This is a genomic window from Bradyrhizobium sp. CCBAU 051011, assembly GCF_009930815.1.
Taxonomy (GTDB): Bacteria; Pseudomonadota; Alphaproteobacteria; order Rhizobiales; family Xanthobacteraceae; genus Bradyrhizobium.
In genome coordinates this window covers 3,170,668-3,185,645 of record NZ_CP022222.1, presented here as the reverse complement: position 1 = coordinate 3,185,645, position 14,978 = coordinate 3,170,668, and the positions used below count along the sequence as shown (strand labels likewise).

Here is a 14,978-nt window from a genome sequence, read left to right as displayed (position 1 = left end):
GGACGATGACATCACAGAGCACATTCCCAAGACCCGCCGATCGCAAGCGCGCGCTCCGCCTGACGGGAGCGCTGATCGGTCTTTCCGTGGCGCTCGGCGCCTGCAAGCATGCCGTTGTCGACCCCGCGACGACGGCCAGCGTTCCCGAGGATTACCGCCTGCGCCACCCGATCGCGGTCCAGGAAGCCGACCGCTCGATCGTCGTTTTCGTCGGTCGCGGACGCGGCGGCCTTTCCGCATCCCAGCGCGCCGACGTCATGTACCTGGCCCAGACCTGGCTTCGCGAAGGCACTGGCGCGATCAGCGTCGACATCCCCGTCAATACGCCGAATGCGCGGGCGGCCGAGGATTCATTGCGCGAGATCCAGGCGACCTTCTCCGCCGCCGGCGTGCCGCCGCGGGCTGTCAATGTCCGCCGGTATCGTCCCGAAGATCCCAGGCATATGGCTGCGATCCGCCTCAACTATCCAAAGATTTCGGCAGTGGCCGGCCCATGCGGGCTGTGGCCGGAGGATCTCGGCCCGTCGATCAACAACAAGAGCTACTTCGACAACAAGTCCTATTACAATTTCGGCTGCGCCAATCAGCGCAATCTTGCGGCGATGGTCGACAATCCGGCCGATCTCGCGCAGCCGCGTCCCGAAACACCAGCCTTTACGCCGCGCCGTGCCATCGCCTTCGACAAATATCGCAAGGGCATGACAACCACGACCACCTATCCCGAGGCCGACAAGGCCAAACTCAGCGATACCGGCAAATGATCACTTACTCGCGCCAGAATACAGAACAGCTGCAGCCGGAAATCACGGCGCCGTCGACCGAGGATCACATCGCGCCGGCGCCGCGGGTGTCGGTGCAAGCCTTCTGCGAGACGGTGGAAACCGCGGCCGCGGTGCAGTCGGCGGGCGAAGACCGCCGCCTGGGCAAGGCCCATCTCAAGATCCAGATGGGCGGCATGGCCGCCGCCATCGAGGCCTACCGCTCGGCCCCGACCCCGAACGTCATCATCCTGGAGACCGAAGGCCGCAACGACATTCTCGCCGGACTCGACCAGCTCGCCTCCGTTTGCGACGCCGGAACCCGCGTGATCGTGGTCGGGCGCATCAACGACGTCATGCTCTATCGCGAACTGGTGCGCCGCGGCGTCAGCGACTACGTCATCGCCCCGGTCAACGCCATCGACGTCGTGCGCTCGGTCTGCAACCTGTTCTCGTCGCCGGAAGCCAAGGCCGTCGGCCGCATCATCGCCGTCGTCGGCGCCAAGGGCGGCGTCGGCGCATCGACCGTTGCCCACAACGTCGCCTGGGCGATCGCGCGCGATCTGGCGCTGGATTCGGTGGTCGCCGATCTCGACCTAGCCTTCGGCACCGCCGGGCTCGACTACAACCAGGATCCGCCGCAGGGCATCGCGGACGCGGTGTTCTCGCCCGACCGGATCGATACCGCGTTCCTCGACCGCCTGCTGTCGAAATGCACCGATCATCTCAGCCTGCTGGCGGCGCCGGCGACGCTCGACCGTGTCTACGATTTCGGCGCCGAGGCATTCGATTCGATCTTCGACACGCTTCGCACCACCATGCCCTGCATCGTGCTCGACGTTCCCCATCAATGGTCGGGATGGACCAAGCGCGCCTTGATCGCGGCCGACGACATCCTGATCGTCGCGGCGCCCGATCTCGCCAATCTGCGCAACACCAAGAACATCTTCGACCTCCTGAAGGCATCGCGGCCAAACGACCGCGCGCCGCTCTACTGCCTCAACCAGGTCGGCATCCCGAAGCGGCCGGAGATCCCCGCCGCCGAGTTCGCCAAGGCGATCGAAAACCACCCGATCGCCACCATCCCGTTCGAGCCGCAAATCTTCGGCTCGGCCGCCAATAACGGCCAGATGATCGCGGAAATCTCCGCGACTCATCGCACCACCGAGATGTTTCTGCAGATCGCGCAGCGGCTCACCGGCCGCGGCGAGACCAAGAAGCCGAAGAGTTCGTTGCTGTCACCTTTGATCGAGAAGTTGCGGGCCAAGAAGTAGACAGCCCGCGTGGAGTGCCATCGTGTTCGGTAAGCGTAGCGGAAATGATAGTGATACGCGGGTAATGAAACCCGCCATTCAGGCGCCGGAGCCGGCGGCTGCGCCGGTCGTTGCGCGCGAGATGGCCGCGCCGGCCGTCGCTTCGCCCCCAATCGCGCCCAAGGCGCCGCCACCGCCCGCCCCCACCATGGAGGCGCGGCGTTCCGACAATTACTACCAGGTCAAGGCGACCATCTTCGGCGCCTTGATCGAGGCGATCGACCTTGCCCAGCTCGCCAAGCTCGACGGCGAGTCCGCGCGCGAGGAAATCCGCGACATCGTTAACGAAATCATCGCGATCAAGAACATCGTGATGTCGATTGCCGAGCAGGAAGAGCTGCTCGACGACATCTGCAACGACGTGCTCGGCTACGGCCCGCTGGAGCCGCTGTTGTCGCGCGACGACATCGCCGACATCATGGTCAACGGCGCCGGCACGGTGTTCATCGAAGTTGGCGGCAAGATCCAGAAGACCGGCATCCGCTTCCGCGACAACCAGCAGCTTCTCAACATCTGCCAGCGCATCGTCAGCCAGGTCGGCCGGCGTGTCGACGAATCCTCCCCGATCTGCGACGCCCGCCTCGCCGACGGCAGCCGTGTCAACGCCATCGTTCCGCCGCTGGCAATCGACGGCCCTGCGCTCACCATTCGTAAGTTCAAGAAGGACAAGCTGACGCTTGACCAGCTGGTCAAGTTCGGCGCGATCTCGCCGGAAGGCGCGCAGATCCTGCAGATCATCGGCCGCGTCCGCTGCAACGTGCTGATTTCCGGCGGCACCGGCTCCGGCAAGACCACCCTGTTGAACTGCCTGACCAACTATATCGAGCATGACGAGCGCGTCATCACCTGCGAGGACGCCGCCGAGCTTCAATTGCAGCAGCCTCACGTGGTGCGGCTGGAAACCCGACCGCCCAACATCGAGGGCGAGGGCCAGGTCACGATGCGCGAGCTGGTCCGCAACTGCCTGCGTATGCGCCCCGAACGCATCATCGTCGGCGAAGTCCGCGGACCCGAGGCGTTCGACCTGCTGCAGGCCATGAACACCGGCCACGACGGCTCGATGGGAACGTTGCACGCCAACAATCCCCGCGAAGCCCTGTCGCGCTGCGAATCGATGATCACGATGGGCGGTTTCTCTCTGCCCTCGCGCACCATCCGCGAGATGATCTGCGCCTCGATCGACGTCATCGTGCAGGCCGCGCGCCTGCGCGACGGTTCACGCCGCATCACCCACATCACCGAGGTGATGGGCATGGAAGGCGACACCATCATCACCCAGGACGTGTTCCTGTATGACATGCTGGGCGAAGACGCGAACGGCAAGATCATCGGACGGCACCGCTCGACCGGCATCGGCCGTCCGAAGTTCTGGGAACGCGCGCGATACTACAACGAAGAGAAGCGGCTTGCGGCCGCGCTCGATGCCGCCGAAGTCATCGAGAAAGTTTGAGGAAGGTAACAAGCATGCAGGCACTCGCACTGGCCTTCCTCGCCGCCACCGCCCTCGGCGGCCTGGCATGGGTATTCATCTATCCGCTGCTGTCGGGCGAGCGGAAGGCCGAATCGCGCCGCGCCTCGATCGCCCGGAACGACGCTCCGGCGCGCCAGGCCGAAAAGAGCCAGCGCTCGCGCCGCGAACAGGTCGAAGGATCGCTCAAGGAACTCGACGCCCGCCGCAAGAAGGACAAGACCGTCGCGCTGTCGACCCGCCTCGCCCAGGCCGGCCTGGGGTCCTGGACGACGCAGAAATTCTGGATCGTTTCCGGCGTCCTCGCCGTGGTCGGCTTCGTGGTTGCATTCGTCGTCGGCGGCTCCCCGCTGGGCGCCATCGTGATGGCTTTCGGCACGGGGCTCGGCCTGCCGCGATGGCTGCTCAGCTATCTCAAGAAACGGCGCGAGAAGGCGTTTCTGAAGGCGCTCCCCGATGCCGTCGACGTCATCGTGCGCGGCATCAAGGCCGGTCTGCCGCTGTTCGAATCGATCAAGGTGGTCGCGGCCGACTCGCCGGAGCCGCTCAGGAGCGAGTTCAACGCCATCATCGAAACGCAGACCATCGGCATGCCGCTCGGCGAAGCCTGCGGGCGGCTGTACGAGCGGATGCCGGTGCCGGAGGCGAACTTCTTCGGCATCGTGGTCGCGATCCAGCAGAAGTCCGGCGGCAACTTGTCGGAAGCGCTCGGCAACCTCTCCAAGGTGCTGCGCGACCGCAAGAAGATGGCAGAGAAGATTCAGGCGATGTCGACGGAAGCAAAGGCCTCCGCCGGCATCATCGGCTCGCTGCCGCCGATCGTGATGCTGCTGGTCTGGCTTTCGACGCCTGACTACATCTCGCTGCTTTGGACCCACCATATCGGCCAGTTCATGCTGGTGTGCTGCGTCGGCTGGATGTCGATCGGCATCATGGTGATGAAGAAAATGATCAACTTCGATTTCTGACGGTACGGCTATGATTGATATTGTGATCGCCAAGATGCACGATGCGCGGTTCATGACCATGCTGCTTGCCGCCATCGCAGCAAGCGCGACCGCCTATACGCTGATCATGCCGCTGTTTGCCGGCGAAGGCCTTGCCAAGCGCATGAAGGCGGTCGCCAGCGAGCGCGAGCGGCTCAGGCAGCGCGAGCGCGAGCGGCTCAACAAGTCGGAAAAGGTGTCGCTGCGGCAAACCCCGAAGCAGCTCGTTTCCAAGGTGGTGGAAGACTTCAACCTGACCAAATGGCTGGCGCAGGAAGCCGCGCGCGACAAGCTGATCATGGCCGGCTACCGCGGCCACGCGCCGTACGTCACCTTCCTGTTCGCCCGCGCGGTGACGCCGATCGTGCTGTTCCTCGGCGCGGCTCTCTACGTGTTCGTGATCACGCAGATGGACAAGCCGTTGACGATCAAGCTCGGCATCTGCATCGGCGCCGCCTATCTCGGATTGCAGGCGCCGATGTTGTTCCTGAAGAACGCCATCAGCAAGCGCCAGCTCAACATCAAGCGCGCCTTTCCCGACGCGCTCGACCTCCTGCTGATCTGCATCGAGTCCGGCATGTCCGTGGAAGTCGCCTTCCGCAAGGTCTCGGCCGAGATCGCCTCGCAATCGATCGCGCTTTCGGAGGAGTTCGCGCTGACCACGGCGGAACTGTCCTACCTGCAGGACCGCAAGGTGGCCTACGAGAATCTCGCCAAGCGCACCGGCCTCGAGGGCGTGAAATCGGTCTGTCTGGCGCTGATGCAGTCGGAACGCTACGGCACCCCGCTCGGCCAGAGCCTGCGCGTGATGGCGCAGGAAAACCGCGACATGCGGATGACCGAGGCCGAGAAGAAGGCGGCCGCGCTGCCGCCGAAGTTGACCGTGCCGATGATCCTGTTCTTCCTGCCGTGCCTGTTCATCGTCATTCTCGGACCGACCTACATCAAGCTCCAGATGATGCCGTGAGGTGAGCGGCGCGTTGGGCACCAACCGCCGCCGCGCGACTTTCCGCCTTGCTGAAGCGGTTGGCTGCCACAGATCCAGCGATCGCGCGCTAGCGTTTGGCGTTACGCCGCCTAGGAATCGGACCAGCCGGTCGCGCCTGCATTCCTCGCTGAGATCGACCGTCACCACGAAACAGATTTCGGTACTTACCCGATCAAGACGTTTGAAATCGTGAGAAGGGACAAATTTCTTTCGGACAGTGGAGCCGAAGTAATTGCCCGCGTGGTTATTCAACAGGGACTATGACCTCATTCGAGGTCACCTCGCCAAAGTCGATCGGCTGTGTCTCTGAAAAGCGACGGCATTCGCAAGCGATAGCGATCGCGATGCTCAATCCGGCCGGTTGAGGGCCGCGACCGGGACGGTCGCCTTGCTGCCGGGAGGACGCGAATTGTCCTTGTCCTTGCGGCTCAGCATTTCCCGCAGGTAAGCCACGTTGGCGGCCGCCTCGTCGGCGGGCAGATCGCCCTTGGCGATGGTCTCGGCCTCCGTGAAGCGGCCCTGCAGGCCGACGACGAGCGCGAGATTCTGGCGCACCCGTCCGTCGGCGCGCGGATTGGAATAGGCGCGCCGCAGCGTTTCCTCGGCTTGCGACAATTCCCGCGTCAGCATGTAGGAGAGGCCGAGATTGGACAGCACCGACGGCTCTTCCGGCACGAATTTCAGCGCAGCCGTGTAATAGCGGCGGGCCTCCTCGTGCTTGGCCATCTTGTCGAGCGTGGTGCCCTGCACCGAAAGAATGCGCCAGTCCGGATTGGTCGGCGAATGGGCGCGGCTCAGCACGTCGAACGCGGCCTGCGAATTACCGTTGTCGGCGAGCGCGCGGCCATAGGCGGCGAGCAGCGCCTTGTTGCCAGGATGGGCGATGGTAGCCTGTTCGAGCACGGCGGCGGCCTGCGCCCGCTGACCGGTGGCGCGGAGCGCCTGGCCGTAACCCAGCGCCGCCTCGGCATCCTTGGGATTGGCACGATATCGCTCGCCATAGACCTCGGCCGCCCGGCGCGGATCGTCGGGAACGGCCTGTGCCTTGGATGACGAGGAGGTCAGCGACCCCGTGATGTCGGACATGGTCTGGCAGCCGCCAAGGCCTGCGGCCAGAGCCGCCGTTACGGCGGCCGAGGTCAGGAACCGGGCAAGAGATCCGGCGTGGCGGGGCTGTCGACGCATGGCACTTCAACTCACGGGATTGGCGGACGAATGGAGCCGTACGAGCCAGCCATAGAGTGTTAACCCTAACGGCCGGTTAATCGGCCGTGCTATGCCAGCTTCACTACACCGCCCTGCCCCGTCCCCTTCGCGAGACAAGCATGCCATTCCCGTTCGAGACCGCGCCCACCGCCTCCGCCATTCCGATTACCTTCGCCACCAAAATGAGATGGAGCGCAATCGCCAAAGACCTTCCCGAGCATGCGCGGCAGTTTGCCCTTGCGAATGAATTCACCGCCAAGCCCGGCAAATGCCTGACGCTGCCCGGGCCCGACGGGCAGATTGCGCAGGTCGTGTTCGGGCTCGAGGACGAGAGCAGCAAATCCCGCGACCTGTTCCGGCCCGGTGCGTTGCCCGGCCTGCTGCCGCCGGGCGTCTATCGCTTTGCCAACGCGCCACACGACATGCGCCTGGCGACGCTCGCCTTTGCGCTGGGGAGCTATCGTTTCGGCCGCTACCGCAAGGCGGAGAAGCCTGACGTTCGGCTGGTGCCGCCCGACGGCATCGATGTCGCCGATATCGCGCGGATGGCGGAAGCAGCCGCGCTGGCGCGCGATCTGATCAATACGCCGTCGAACGACATGGGGCCGGAGCAACTGGCTGATGCCGCGCAGGCGCTCGCGGCCCGCTTCGGCGCCAATTTCAGTTGCATTGTCGGCGACGATCTCTTGAAACAGAACTTTCCGCTTGTTTACGCCGTCGGCATGGCCTCGACGCGCCCCCCGCGCCTGATCGATCTGAGCTGGGGCGACCCCGCCCATCCCAAGGTGACACTGGTCGGCAAGGGCGTCTGTTTCGATACCGGCGGGCTCGACATAAAACCGTCCAGCGGCATGCTGATCATGAAAAAGGACATGGGCGGCGCCGCCAACGTGCTGGCGCTGGCGCAGATGGTGATGGATGCGAAACTGAAGGTCCGCCTGCGCGTGCTGATTCCCGCGGTGGAGAACTCGGTCGCCGGCAACGCCTTCCGTCCGCTCGACATCTTCAAGTCCCGCAAGGGGCCGACGGTGGAGATCGGCAACACCGACGCCGAGGGACGGCTGGTGCTGGCGGATGCGCTGGCGCTGGCGGACGAAGAGAAGCCCGACCTGTTGGTCGACCTCGGCACCCTGACGGGTGCGGCGCGGGTGGCGCTCGGGCCGGATTTACCTCCCTTTTACACCCACGATGAGACGCTTGCCGAAAGCGTCGCAGCCCACGCGAAACAGGAGAACGATCCATTGTGGCGAATGCCGCTGTGGCCGCCTTACGATTCCTGGCTGGATTCGAAGGTCGCCGACATCAACAACGCGCCGTCGGGCGGCTTTGCCGGCTCGATCACCTGCGCGCTGTTCCTGCAGCGCTTCGTGACGGATGCAAAGAGCTGGCTGCATGTCGATATTTACGGCTGGACGCCGTCGGCGAAACCCGCGCGCCCCGAAGGCGGCGAATGCCAGGCCGCGCGCGCGATCTACAAACTGTTGAGCGAACGCTATGCATGATCCGCGCCTGACACCGGCACGGCCCGAGGTCGCCGCAAAATATCTCGAAGGCAGGGTGAACGCCGCGCGTTTCGTCGACGGCGAGGAATTTTGCGTGGCTGTGGCCATCGCGCCGCTGTGGGAAACACCGGCTGCGGGCGCCATGATGGCGACGCAGGCGCTGAAGGGCGAACGCGTCACGGTGTACGACCGCCATGGCGAAGGGCTCGCCTGGGGGCAGTTGAGCGGCGATGGCTACGTCGGTTGGATTCCGGATGCCGCACTGGCAAAGCCGGTGGCCGCACCGACGCACAAGATCACCGCGTTGCGCACATATGCTTTTCCCGGCCCCTCGATCAAGCTGCCGCCGGTCGAGACGCTCACGACGGGCGCAAGGGTGACAGTCATCCGCGAAGACGGTGCCTTCGCGATAACCAGCGAAGGCTGGTATCTGCCGCGTCACCATGTCGGCAGTCTCGACGCCGTCGAAAAGGATTTTGTCGCGGTCGCCGAACGCTTCGTCGGCACGCCCTATCTCTGGGGCGGCAAGAGCTCCCTCGGCATCGATTGCTCCGGCCTCGTCCAGATCTCGCTCAACGCCGCCGGCACCGGCTGCCCGCGCGATAGCGATATGCAACAGGACGGCCTCGGCCGGTCGCTTGATGCGGCGGAGATGAAGACGTTGCAGCGCGGCGATCTGATCTTTTGGAAAGGTCACGTCGCCATCGTCCGCGACGCCGACACTATCGTCCACGCCAATGCGCATCACATGGCTACCCTGATCGAGAGCACGCGGGAAGCGATCGCGCGGATCACGGCGGCCGGCAGCGAAGTGACGGCGATCAAGCGGCTCTGATGCAAAGAGAGGGCCTCATCCTTCGAGACGCCTGCTGCGCAGGCCCCTCATCAGGATGAGCGGAACATTGGACCCTCATGGTGAGGAGGCGCGAAGCGCCGTCTCGAACCATGAGGCCGGGATGCCGACAAAAGCGCGCTACGTAGCGGCCGCATCGCCCGGCACCGCCTCGATCCGGAACGCAGCGGCGAACAGCGCGCGGGTGTAGTCGCTCTTCGGATTCTTGAAGAGCTCCGCAGCGGGCCCCTCCTCCACCACCTTGCCGTGACGCATCACGATCAGATGGCTCGCCAGCGAAGCGACGACGCGCAGATCGTGCGAGATGAACATGTAGGTCAGGTCGCGCTTGCGCTGCAGTTCGCGCAACAGATCGACCATCTGCGCCTGGAACAGCATGTCGAGCGCGCTTGTCGGCTCGTCCAGCACGACGAAATTCGGCTCCAGCACCACCGCGCGCGCGATCGAGATGCGCTGGCGCTGGCCGCCGGAGAATTCATGCGGGTAACGGAAACGCGTCTCGGGGTCGAGGCCGACGTCCCGCAGCGCCTTGACGACGCGCGCCTCGCGTTCTTCATACGAAAGCGACTTCTGGTGCACGGAAAGCCCTTCGGCAACGATATCGCCGACCGACATGCGCGGGCTCAGCGCGCCGAACGGGTCCTGAAACACGATCTGCATGTCGCGGCGGTGCGGCAGCATGGCCTTGAAGCGCAGGCCCTGGATGTTGTTGCCGAGGAACACGATCGGTCCGTCGGAGGAAATCAGCCGGAGCAGCGCCAGCCCCAGCGTGGTCTTGCCCGAGCCGGATTCGCCGACGACGCCAAGCGTCTCGCCCTTGCGCACCGCAAGGCTGACGCCGTCCACCGCCTTGATGTGGCCGACGGTCGTGCGCAACAGACCGCGCTTGATCGGAAACCAGACCTTGAGATTGTCGGCCGATATCACCACCGGCTCCTCGGGCCGCGGCGGCGCCGGGTCGGGCTTGGGCTCGGCCGCGAGCAGCGCGCGCGTATAGGCGTGCTTCGGTGCGGTGAAGACCTGCTCGACCGGCCCCTGTTCGACGATCTTGCCTGAATTCATCACGCAGACGACGTCGGCGATGCGGCGGACGATGCCGAGGTCATGGGTGATGAACAGCATGCTCATGCCGAGTCGCGACCTGATCTCGGCGAGCAGCGCCAGGATCTGCGCCTGCACCGTGACATCGAGCGCGGTTGTCGGCTCGTCCGCGATCAACAGGTCCGGTTCGTTGGCGAGCGCCATCGCGATCATGACGCGCTGGCGCTGGCCGCCGGACAATTGGTGCGGATAGCTTTGCAGCCTCGTTTCCGGATCGGGAATGCCGACCTGCGTCAACAATTCGAGCGTCCGCGCCCGCGCCATCGACCCGCCGATCCCCCTATGCAGCGAGAGAATTTCCCCGATCTGCGCCTCGATGGTGTGGAGCGGATTGAGCGAGGTCATCGGCTCCTGAAAAATGATCGAGATGTCGTTGCCGCGGATTTCGCGCATCTCGCGCTCCGAGGCATTGAGCAGCTCGCGCCCCTGGAAATGGATTGTGCCGGAGGGATGCGAGGCGGCCGGATAAGGCAGCAGCTTCAGCACCGACAGCGCGCTGACGGACTTGCCGGAGCCGGATTCACCGACCAGCGCCACGCACTCGCCGCGCTTGATCGAGAACGACACATGATCGACGGCAATGCTGTTGCCGAACGCGACCGAGAGATCGCGGACATCGAGCAGCGGCTGGTTGATGGCGTCCATGTCGCTATCCCTGCCGGAACGTCTTGCGCGGATCGAAGGCATCGCGCACGCCCTCGCCGATGAAGATCAGGAGCGACAGCATGATCGCGACCGAGAAGAAGCCGGTGAAGCCGAGCCAGGGCGCCTGCACATTGGCCTTGCCTTGCGCGAGCAGCTCGCCTAGCGACGGCGAGCCCGGCGGCAGGCCGAAGCCGAGGAAATCGAGTGCGGTCAGCGTCATCACCGAGGACGACACGATGAACGGCAGGAAGGTCATCGTCGCCACCATCGCGTTCGGCAGCAAATGCCGGAACATGATGACGCCATTGGAGACGCCGAGCGCGCGCGCGGCCTGGATGTATTCGAAATTGCGCCCGCGCAGGAATTCCGCACGCACGAGGCCCACCAGGGACGTCCAGGAGAACAGCAAGAGAATGCCGAGCAGCACGAAGAAGCCGGGCACCAGCACCGATGACAGGATCAGCAGCAGGTAGAGCGAGGGGATCGCGCTCCAGATTTCGATGATGCGCTGGAAGATCAGATCGGTCCAGCCGCCGAAATAGCCCTGCACGCCGCCGGCGATGACGCCGATGATCGAGGACACGATGGTCAGCGTCAGGCCGAACAACACCGAGATGCGGAAGCCATAGATCAACCGCGCCACCACGTCGCGGCCCTGATCGTCGGTGCCGAGCCAGTTATATTCGAGATCGCTGCAGCTCTTAAGGCCCTTCTTCTCGAGCACCGGCTTGCACTGCTCTTCCGTCAACATCCATGTCGGCTTCGACGGCGCCGGCGTCGGCAGGTCGAGATTATGGGTGGCGTAGGAATAGCGGATCAGCGGCCAGACGATCCAGCCGCCCTTGTCCGCAATCAGCTTCTGCAGATAGGGATCGCGGTAGTCGGCCGCGGTCTCGAAATCGCCGCCGAAGGTGGTTTCGGAATAGCTGACGAAAGCCGGCCAATAGAGTCTCCCGTCATACTTGAGCATGAAGGGGCGGTCGTTGGCGATCAGCTCCGCGAACAGCGAGATCACGAACAGCGCGAGGAAGATCCAGAGCGACCAGTAGCCACGGCGGTTGGCCTTGAAGTTCTGCCAGCGCCGGCGGTTGAGCGGCGACATCGCAAGGGGATGACGCGAGACCGGCACGGCGACGCCGAGCGGCGACTGCGTCTTGGTCTCGATCGGCTGCGGGGCGAGCACCGTCATCAGACCTCCCGCGCCTCGAAATCGATTCTTGGATCGATCCACATATAGGCGAGGTCGGAGATCAGCCCCACCACAAGACCCACGAGGGAGAAGATGAACAGCGTGCCGAACACGACCGGATAGTCGCGGTTGAGCACGCTCTCGAAGCCGAGCAGGCCGAGTCCATCGAGCGAGAAGATGGTCTCGATCAGCAGCGAGCCGGAGAAGAATGCGCCAATGAACGCACCGGGAAAGCCCGCGATCACGATCAGCATGGCGTTGCGGAAGATATGGCCATAGAGCACCTGGCCCTCGCCGCAGCCCTTGGCGCGCGCTGTCATCACATATTGCTTCCTGATCTCATCGAGGAACGAGTTCTTGGTCAGCAGCGTCATGGTGGCAAAGGCACCCAGGCCCATGGCGATCAGGGGCAGCGTGAGGTGCCAGAAATAGTCGATGATCTTCCAGTACCAGGGAAACTGTGCCCAGCCATCCGAGGTCAAGCCGCGCAACGGGAACACGTTGAAGAACGAGCCGCCCGCAAACAGGATGATCAGCAGGATCGCGAACAGGAATCCGGGAATCGCAAACCCGATGATGATCACCGCTGACGTCCACGTATCGAAGCGCGAGCCATCCGCGACCGCCTTGCGAACGCCCAGCGGAATCGAGATCAGGTAGGTCAGCAGCGTCAACCAGAGACCGAGCGATATCGAGACCGGCAGCTTCTCCTTGATCAGTTGCACCACGGTGGTGTCACGAAAGTAGCTCTTGCCGAAATCGAAGCGGGCGAAATTCCACACCATCAGCGCAAAGCGCTCATGCGCAGGCTTGTCGAAACCGAACTGCTTTTCGAGGTTCTTGATGAAATCCGGATCAAGTCCCTGGGCGCCGCGGTATTTCGAATTGACGGCGTCCGCCGCCGCGCCGGCCTGGGGCCGCGCACCGAAATCGCCGCCGGAGGAGCCCGACACACGAGAGGCGGCCCCGGTGTCTGCGCCCGAGAGCTGCGCAATCACGCGTTCGACCGGCCCGCCGGGCGCGAACTGCACGACCACGAAGGAGACGAACAGGATGCCGAGCAGTGTCGGCAACATCAGGAGAACGCGGCGGACGATATAGGCGGCCATGGACTATTTCGCCTGCTCGAGTTTTGCGGCCTTTGCCGCTTCGTACCACCAGGTTTCCGGCGCGCCGCGGGCATAGCGGGGCTTCGTCGGCGGGAAACCGAACTGATCCCAATAGGCGATCCAGTGCGAAGCCTTGTTCCAGTGCGGAATCCAGTAACGGCCGGAGCGCAGCACACGATCGAGGGCACGGCAGGTGTTGTTCAGTTCGGCCTGCGTCTGCGCACCCACCGCTTTCTCGACCAGCGCATCGACGACCGGATCGGCGATTCCGGCAAGGTTATTGGAGCCCTTGGTTTTGGCGGAATCGCTTGAGAAATAGTTGCGCAGCGAGCTTCCCGGAATTTGCGGGAAGATGAATCGCGCGATGGCGATATCGAAGTCGAAATCCTTGAGCCGCACCTCGGCCTGCGCCGGGTCGACCAGGCGAATGTTTGCATCGATGCCGAGCACACGAAGATTCTTGATGAAGGTCTGGTGGTGCGGCTCGAACGAACGCTCGGTCAGCAGGAATTCGGCCGAAAACTGTTCGCCCTTCGCGTTAAGCCGGCGGCCGTCCTTCACGGTCCAGCCCGCGGCATTGAGCAGTTCACCGGCGCTGCGCAAGAGCTTGCGATCCTGTCCGGACCCGTCAGTCTCCGGAGGTATCCATGCCGGTCCGAACACTTCCGGCAGCAGATGGTCGCGGAACGGCTCGAGCAATGCGATCTCTTCTGGCGACGGCTCGCTTCGCGCCATCATGTCGGAATTCTGGAACACCGAATGCGTGCGCTGGTAAGAACCATACATCAGGTTCTTGTTGGTCCATTCGAAGTCGAAGGCGATCGTCAATGCCTCGCGAACGCGCCTGTCCTTGAATTTGTCCCGCCGCGTGTTGAGCAGCCAGCCCTGCGCACCGGAGGGGCGCTCGTCCGAAATGACGTCCCGCTTGACGCGGCCGTCGCGGATCGCAGGAAAATCGTAGCGCGTGGCCCAGACTCGCGAGGTGAACTCCTCGCGGAACAGATAGTTGCGACCGGTGAAGGCCTCGAAGCCGGCTTCGCGGTCCCGGTAATACTCGTCCCGCACGATATCGAAATTGTACAGGCCGCGACAAACCGGGAGGTTCTGCCCCCACCAGTTCTTCACCCGCTCGAATTCCACGAAGCGCCCCTGCTCGAACCGGGCGACGCGATAGGGACCTGATCCGAGCGGCGCTTCCAGCGAGGTCTCGTCGAACGGCCGCGTCGAATAGTATTTCTCCGAGAAAATCGGCATCGCCGCCGCAAGCGCCGGCATGTCGAGGCCGCGGGTCGGCTGGAAACGCAACTGGACCGTCCGCTTGTCCTCGACGGTGGCATCGGCGAGATCGCGCAGCACGGAAGCGTACGCAGGATGTCCCTTGCTCTTCAGCGTCGTCAGCGAAAACGCGACATCGGAGGCGGTGATTTCACTGCCGTCGTGAAAGGTAATCCCTGGACGCAACTGGAAACGGAAGACCAGTCCGTCGGGGGAGACGGTCAAATCCTCCGCCGCCAGGAGATAGACCGCGTCCGGCTCGTCGAACGCCCGCGCCATCAGCGATGCAAAAGTCAGCTCCATTCCGTTCGCCCTGTCGCCCTTTACGATAAAGGCGTTGAGCGAATTGAAGGTCGAGCCACCGGCGCCGACGAGTTGCGAGAACATCCCGCCTTTCGGTGCGTTCGCATTGACGTAGTCGAAACGACGAAAGTCGGCGGGATATTTCAGCTCGCCGAACGCCGAAAGACCGTGGAGCTTCTTGCCGCCATTATCCGCGAACGCGGGAGCGAGGCGTGCAGCCGCCAGCGCACCGACACCGAGACCGAGCACATGCCGGCGAGAGAATTGCGCCATGCGCAAGCT

The 14,978-nt window shown here is 63.9% G+C and carries 12 protein-coding genes; 7 read left to right on the top strand and 5 right to left on the bottom strand.

The window, feature by feature from the left end:
• The first annotated feature begins 5 nt into the window (after window positions 1-5).
• From ACH79_RS15000 to ACH79_RS14980, 5 genes are read left to right on the top strand one after another with little or no spacing between them, the layout of a single operon-like run.
• Window positions 6-761, top strand: coding sequence for a CpaD family pilus assembly protein (locus ACH79_RS15000; RefSeq protein ID WP_161851725.1), 756 nt, complete (start codon window positions 6-8; stop codon window positions 759-761).
• Complete coding sequence (locus ACH79_RS14995; protein WP_161851724.1) at window positions 758-2,032, top strand: AAA family ATPase; 1,275 nt, start codon at window positions 758-760, stop codon at window positions 2,030-2,032. Before ACH79_RS15000 ends, ACH79_RS14995 begins: the two co-directional genes overlap by 4 nt.
• A gap of 22 nt (window positions 2,033-2,054) precedes the next feature.
• On the top strand, window positions 2,055-3,521 hold the full coding sequence (locus ACH79_RS14990) for a CpaF family protein (RefSeq protein WP_161851723.1): 1,467 nt from the start codon (window positions 2,055-2,057) through the stop codon (window positions 3,519-3,521).
• Window positions 3,522-3,535: 14 nt separating this feature from the next.
• Window positions 3,536-4,507 (top strand): type II secretion system F family protein, encoded by a 972-nt coding sequence (locus ACH79_RS14985; protein WP_161851722.1) that lies wholly within the window; start codon window positions 3,536-3,538, stop codon window positions 4,505-4,507.
• Between the two features lie 10 nt (window positions 4,508-4,517).
• Window positions 4,518-5,492, top strand: a complete 975-nt coding sequence (locus ACH79_RS14980; protein ID WP_161851721.1) for a type II secretion system F family protein — start codon at window positions 4,518-4,520, stop codon at window positions 5,490-5,492.
• A 369-nt stretch (window positions 5,493-5,861) separates the two neighbouring features.
• Here ACH79_RS14980 and ACH79_RS14975 read toward each other — a convergent pair whose 3' ends face one another.
• Complete coding sequence (locus tag ACH79_RS14975) at window positions 5,862-6,698, bottom strand: tetratricopeptide repeat protein (protein ID WP_161851720.1); 837 nt, start codon at window positions 6,696-6,698, stop codon at window positions 5,862-5,864.
• Between the two features lie 140 nt (window positions 6,699-6,838).
• Here ACH79_RS14975 and ACH79_RS14970 point away from each other — a divergent pair, with 140 nt between their 5' ends.
• Both ACH79_RS14970 and ACH79_RS14965 read left to right on the top strand, forming a co-directional pair.
• Complete coding sequence (locus ACH79_RS14970; RefSeq protein ID WP_161851719.1) at window positions 6,839-8,221, top strand: M17 family metallopeptidase; 1,383 nt, start codon at window positions 6,839-6,841, stop codon at window positions 8,219-8,221.
• Window positions 8,214-9,056: an NlpC/P60 family protein gene (locus ACH79_RS14965; protein WP_161851718.1), complete on the top strand. Its 843-nt coding sequence runs from the start codon at window positions 8,214-8,216 to the stop codon at window positions 9,054-9,056. Before ACH79_RS14970 ends, ACH79_RS14965 begins: the two co-directional genes overlap by 8 nt.
• A 138-nt stretch (window positions 9,057-9,194) precedes the next feature.
• Here the strand turns inward: ACH79_RS14965 and ACH79_RS14960 are convergent, their stop codons facing one another.
• The 4 genes from ACH79_RS14960 to ACH79_RS14945 are packed head-to-tail and all read right to left on the bottom strand — an operon-like array spanning window position 9,195 to window position 14,969.
• Window positions 9,195-10,820: an ABC transporter ATP-binding protein gene (locus tag ACH79_RS14960; protein ID WP_161851717.1), complete on the bottom strand. Its 1,626-nt coding sequence runs from the start codon at window positions 10,818-10,820 to the stop codon at window positions 9,195-9,197.
• Between the two features lie 4 nt (window positions 10,821-10,824).
• Window positions 10,825-12,009: an ABC transporter permease gene (locus ACH79_RS14955; protein WP_161851716.1), complete on the bottom strand. Its 1,185-nt coding sequence runs from the start codon at window positions 12,007-12,009 to the stop codon at window positions 10,825-10,827.
• Entirely contained in the window at window positions 12,009-13,118 is a 1,110-nt protein-coding gene (locus ACH79_RS14950) for a microcin C ABC transporter permease YejB (RefSeq protein ID WP_161851715.1), read from the bottom strand. The genes ACH79_RS14955 and ACH79_RS14950 overlap by 1 nt, the downstream gene beginning before the upstream one ends.
• Before the next feature lie 3 nt (window positions 13,119-13,121).
• Window positions 13,122-14,969, bottom strand: a complete 1,848-nt coding sequence (locus ACH79_RS14945; RefSeq protein WP_161851714.1) for an extracellular solute-binding protein — start codon at window positions 14,967-14,969, stop codon at window positions 13,122-13,124.
• Window positions 14,970-14,978 lie beyond the last annotated feature (9 nt).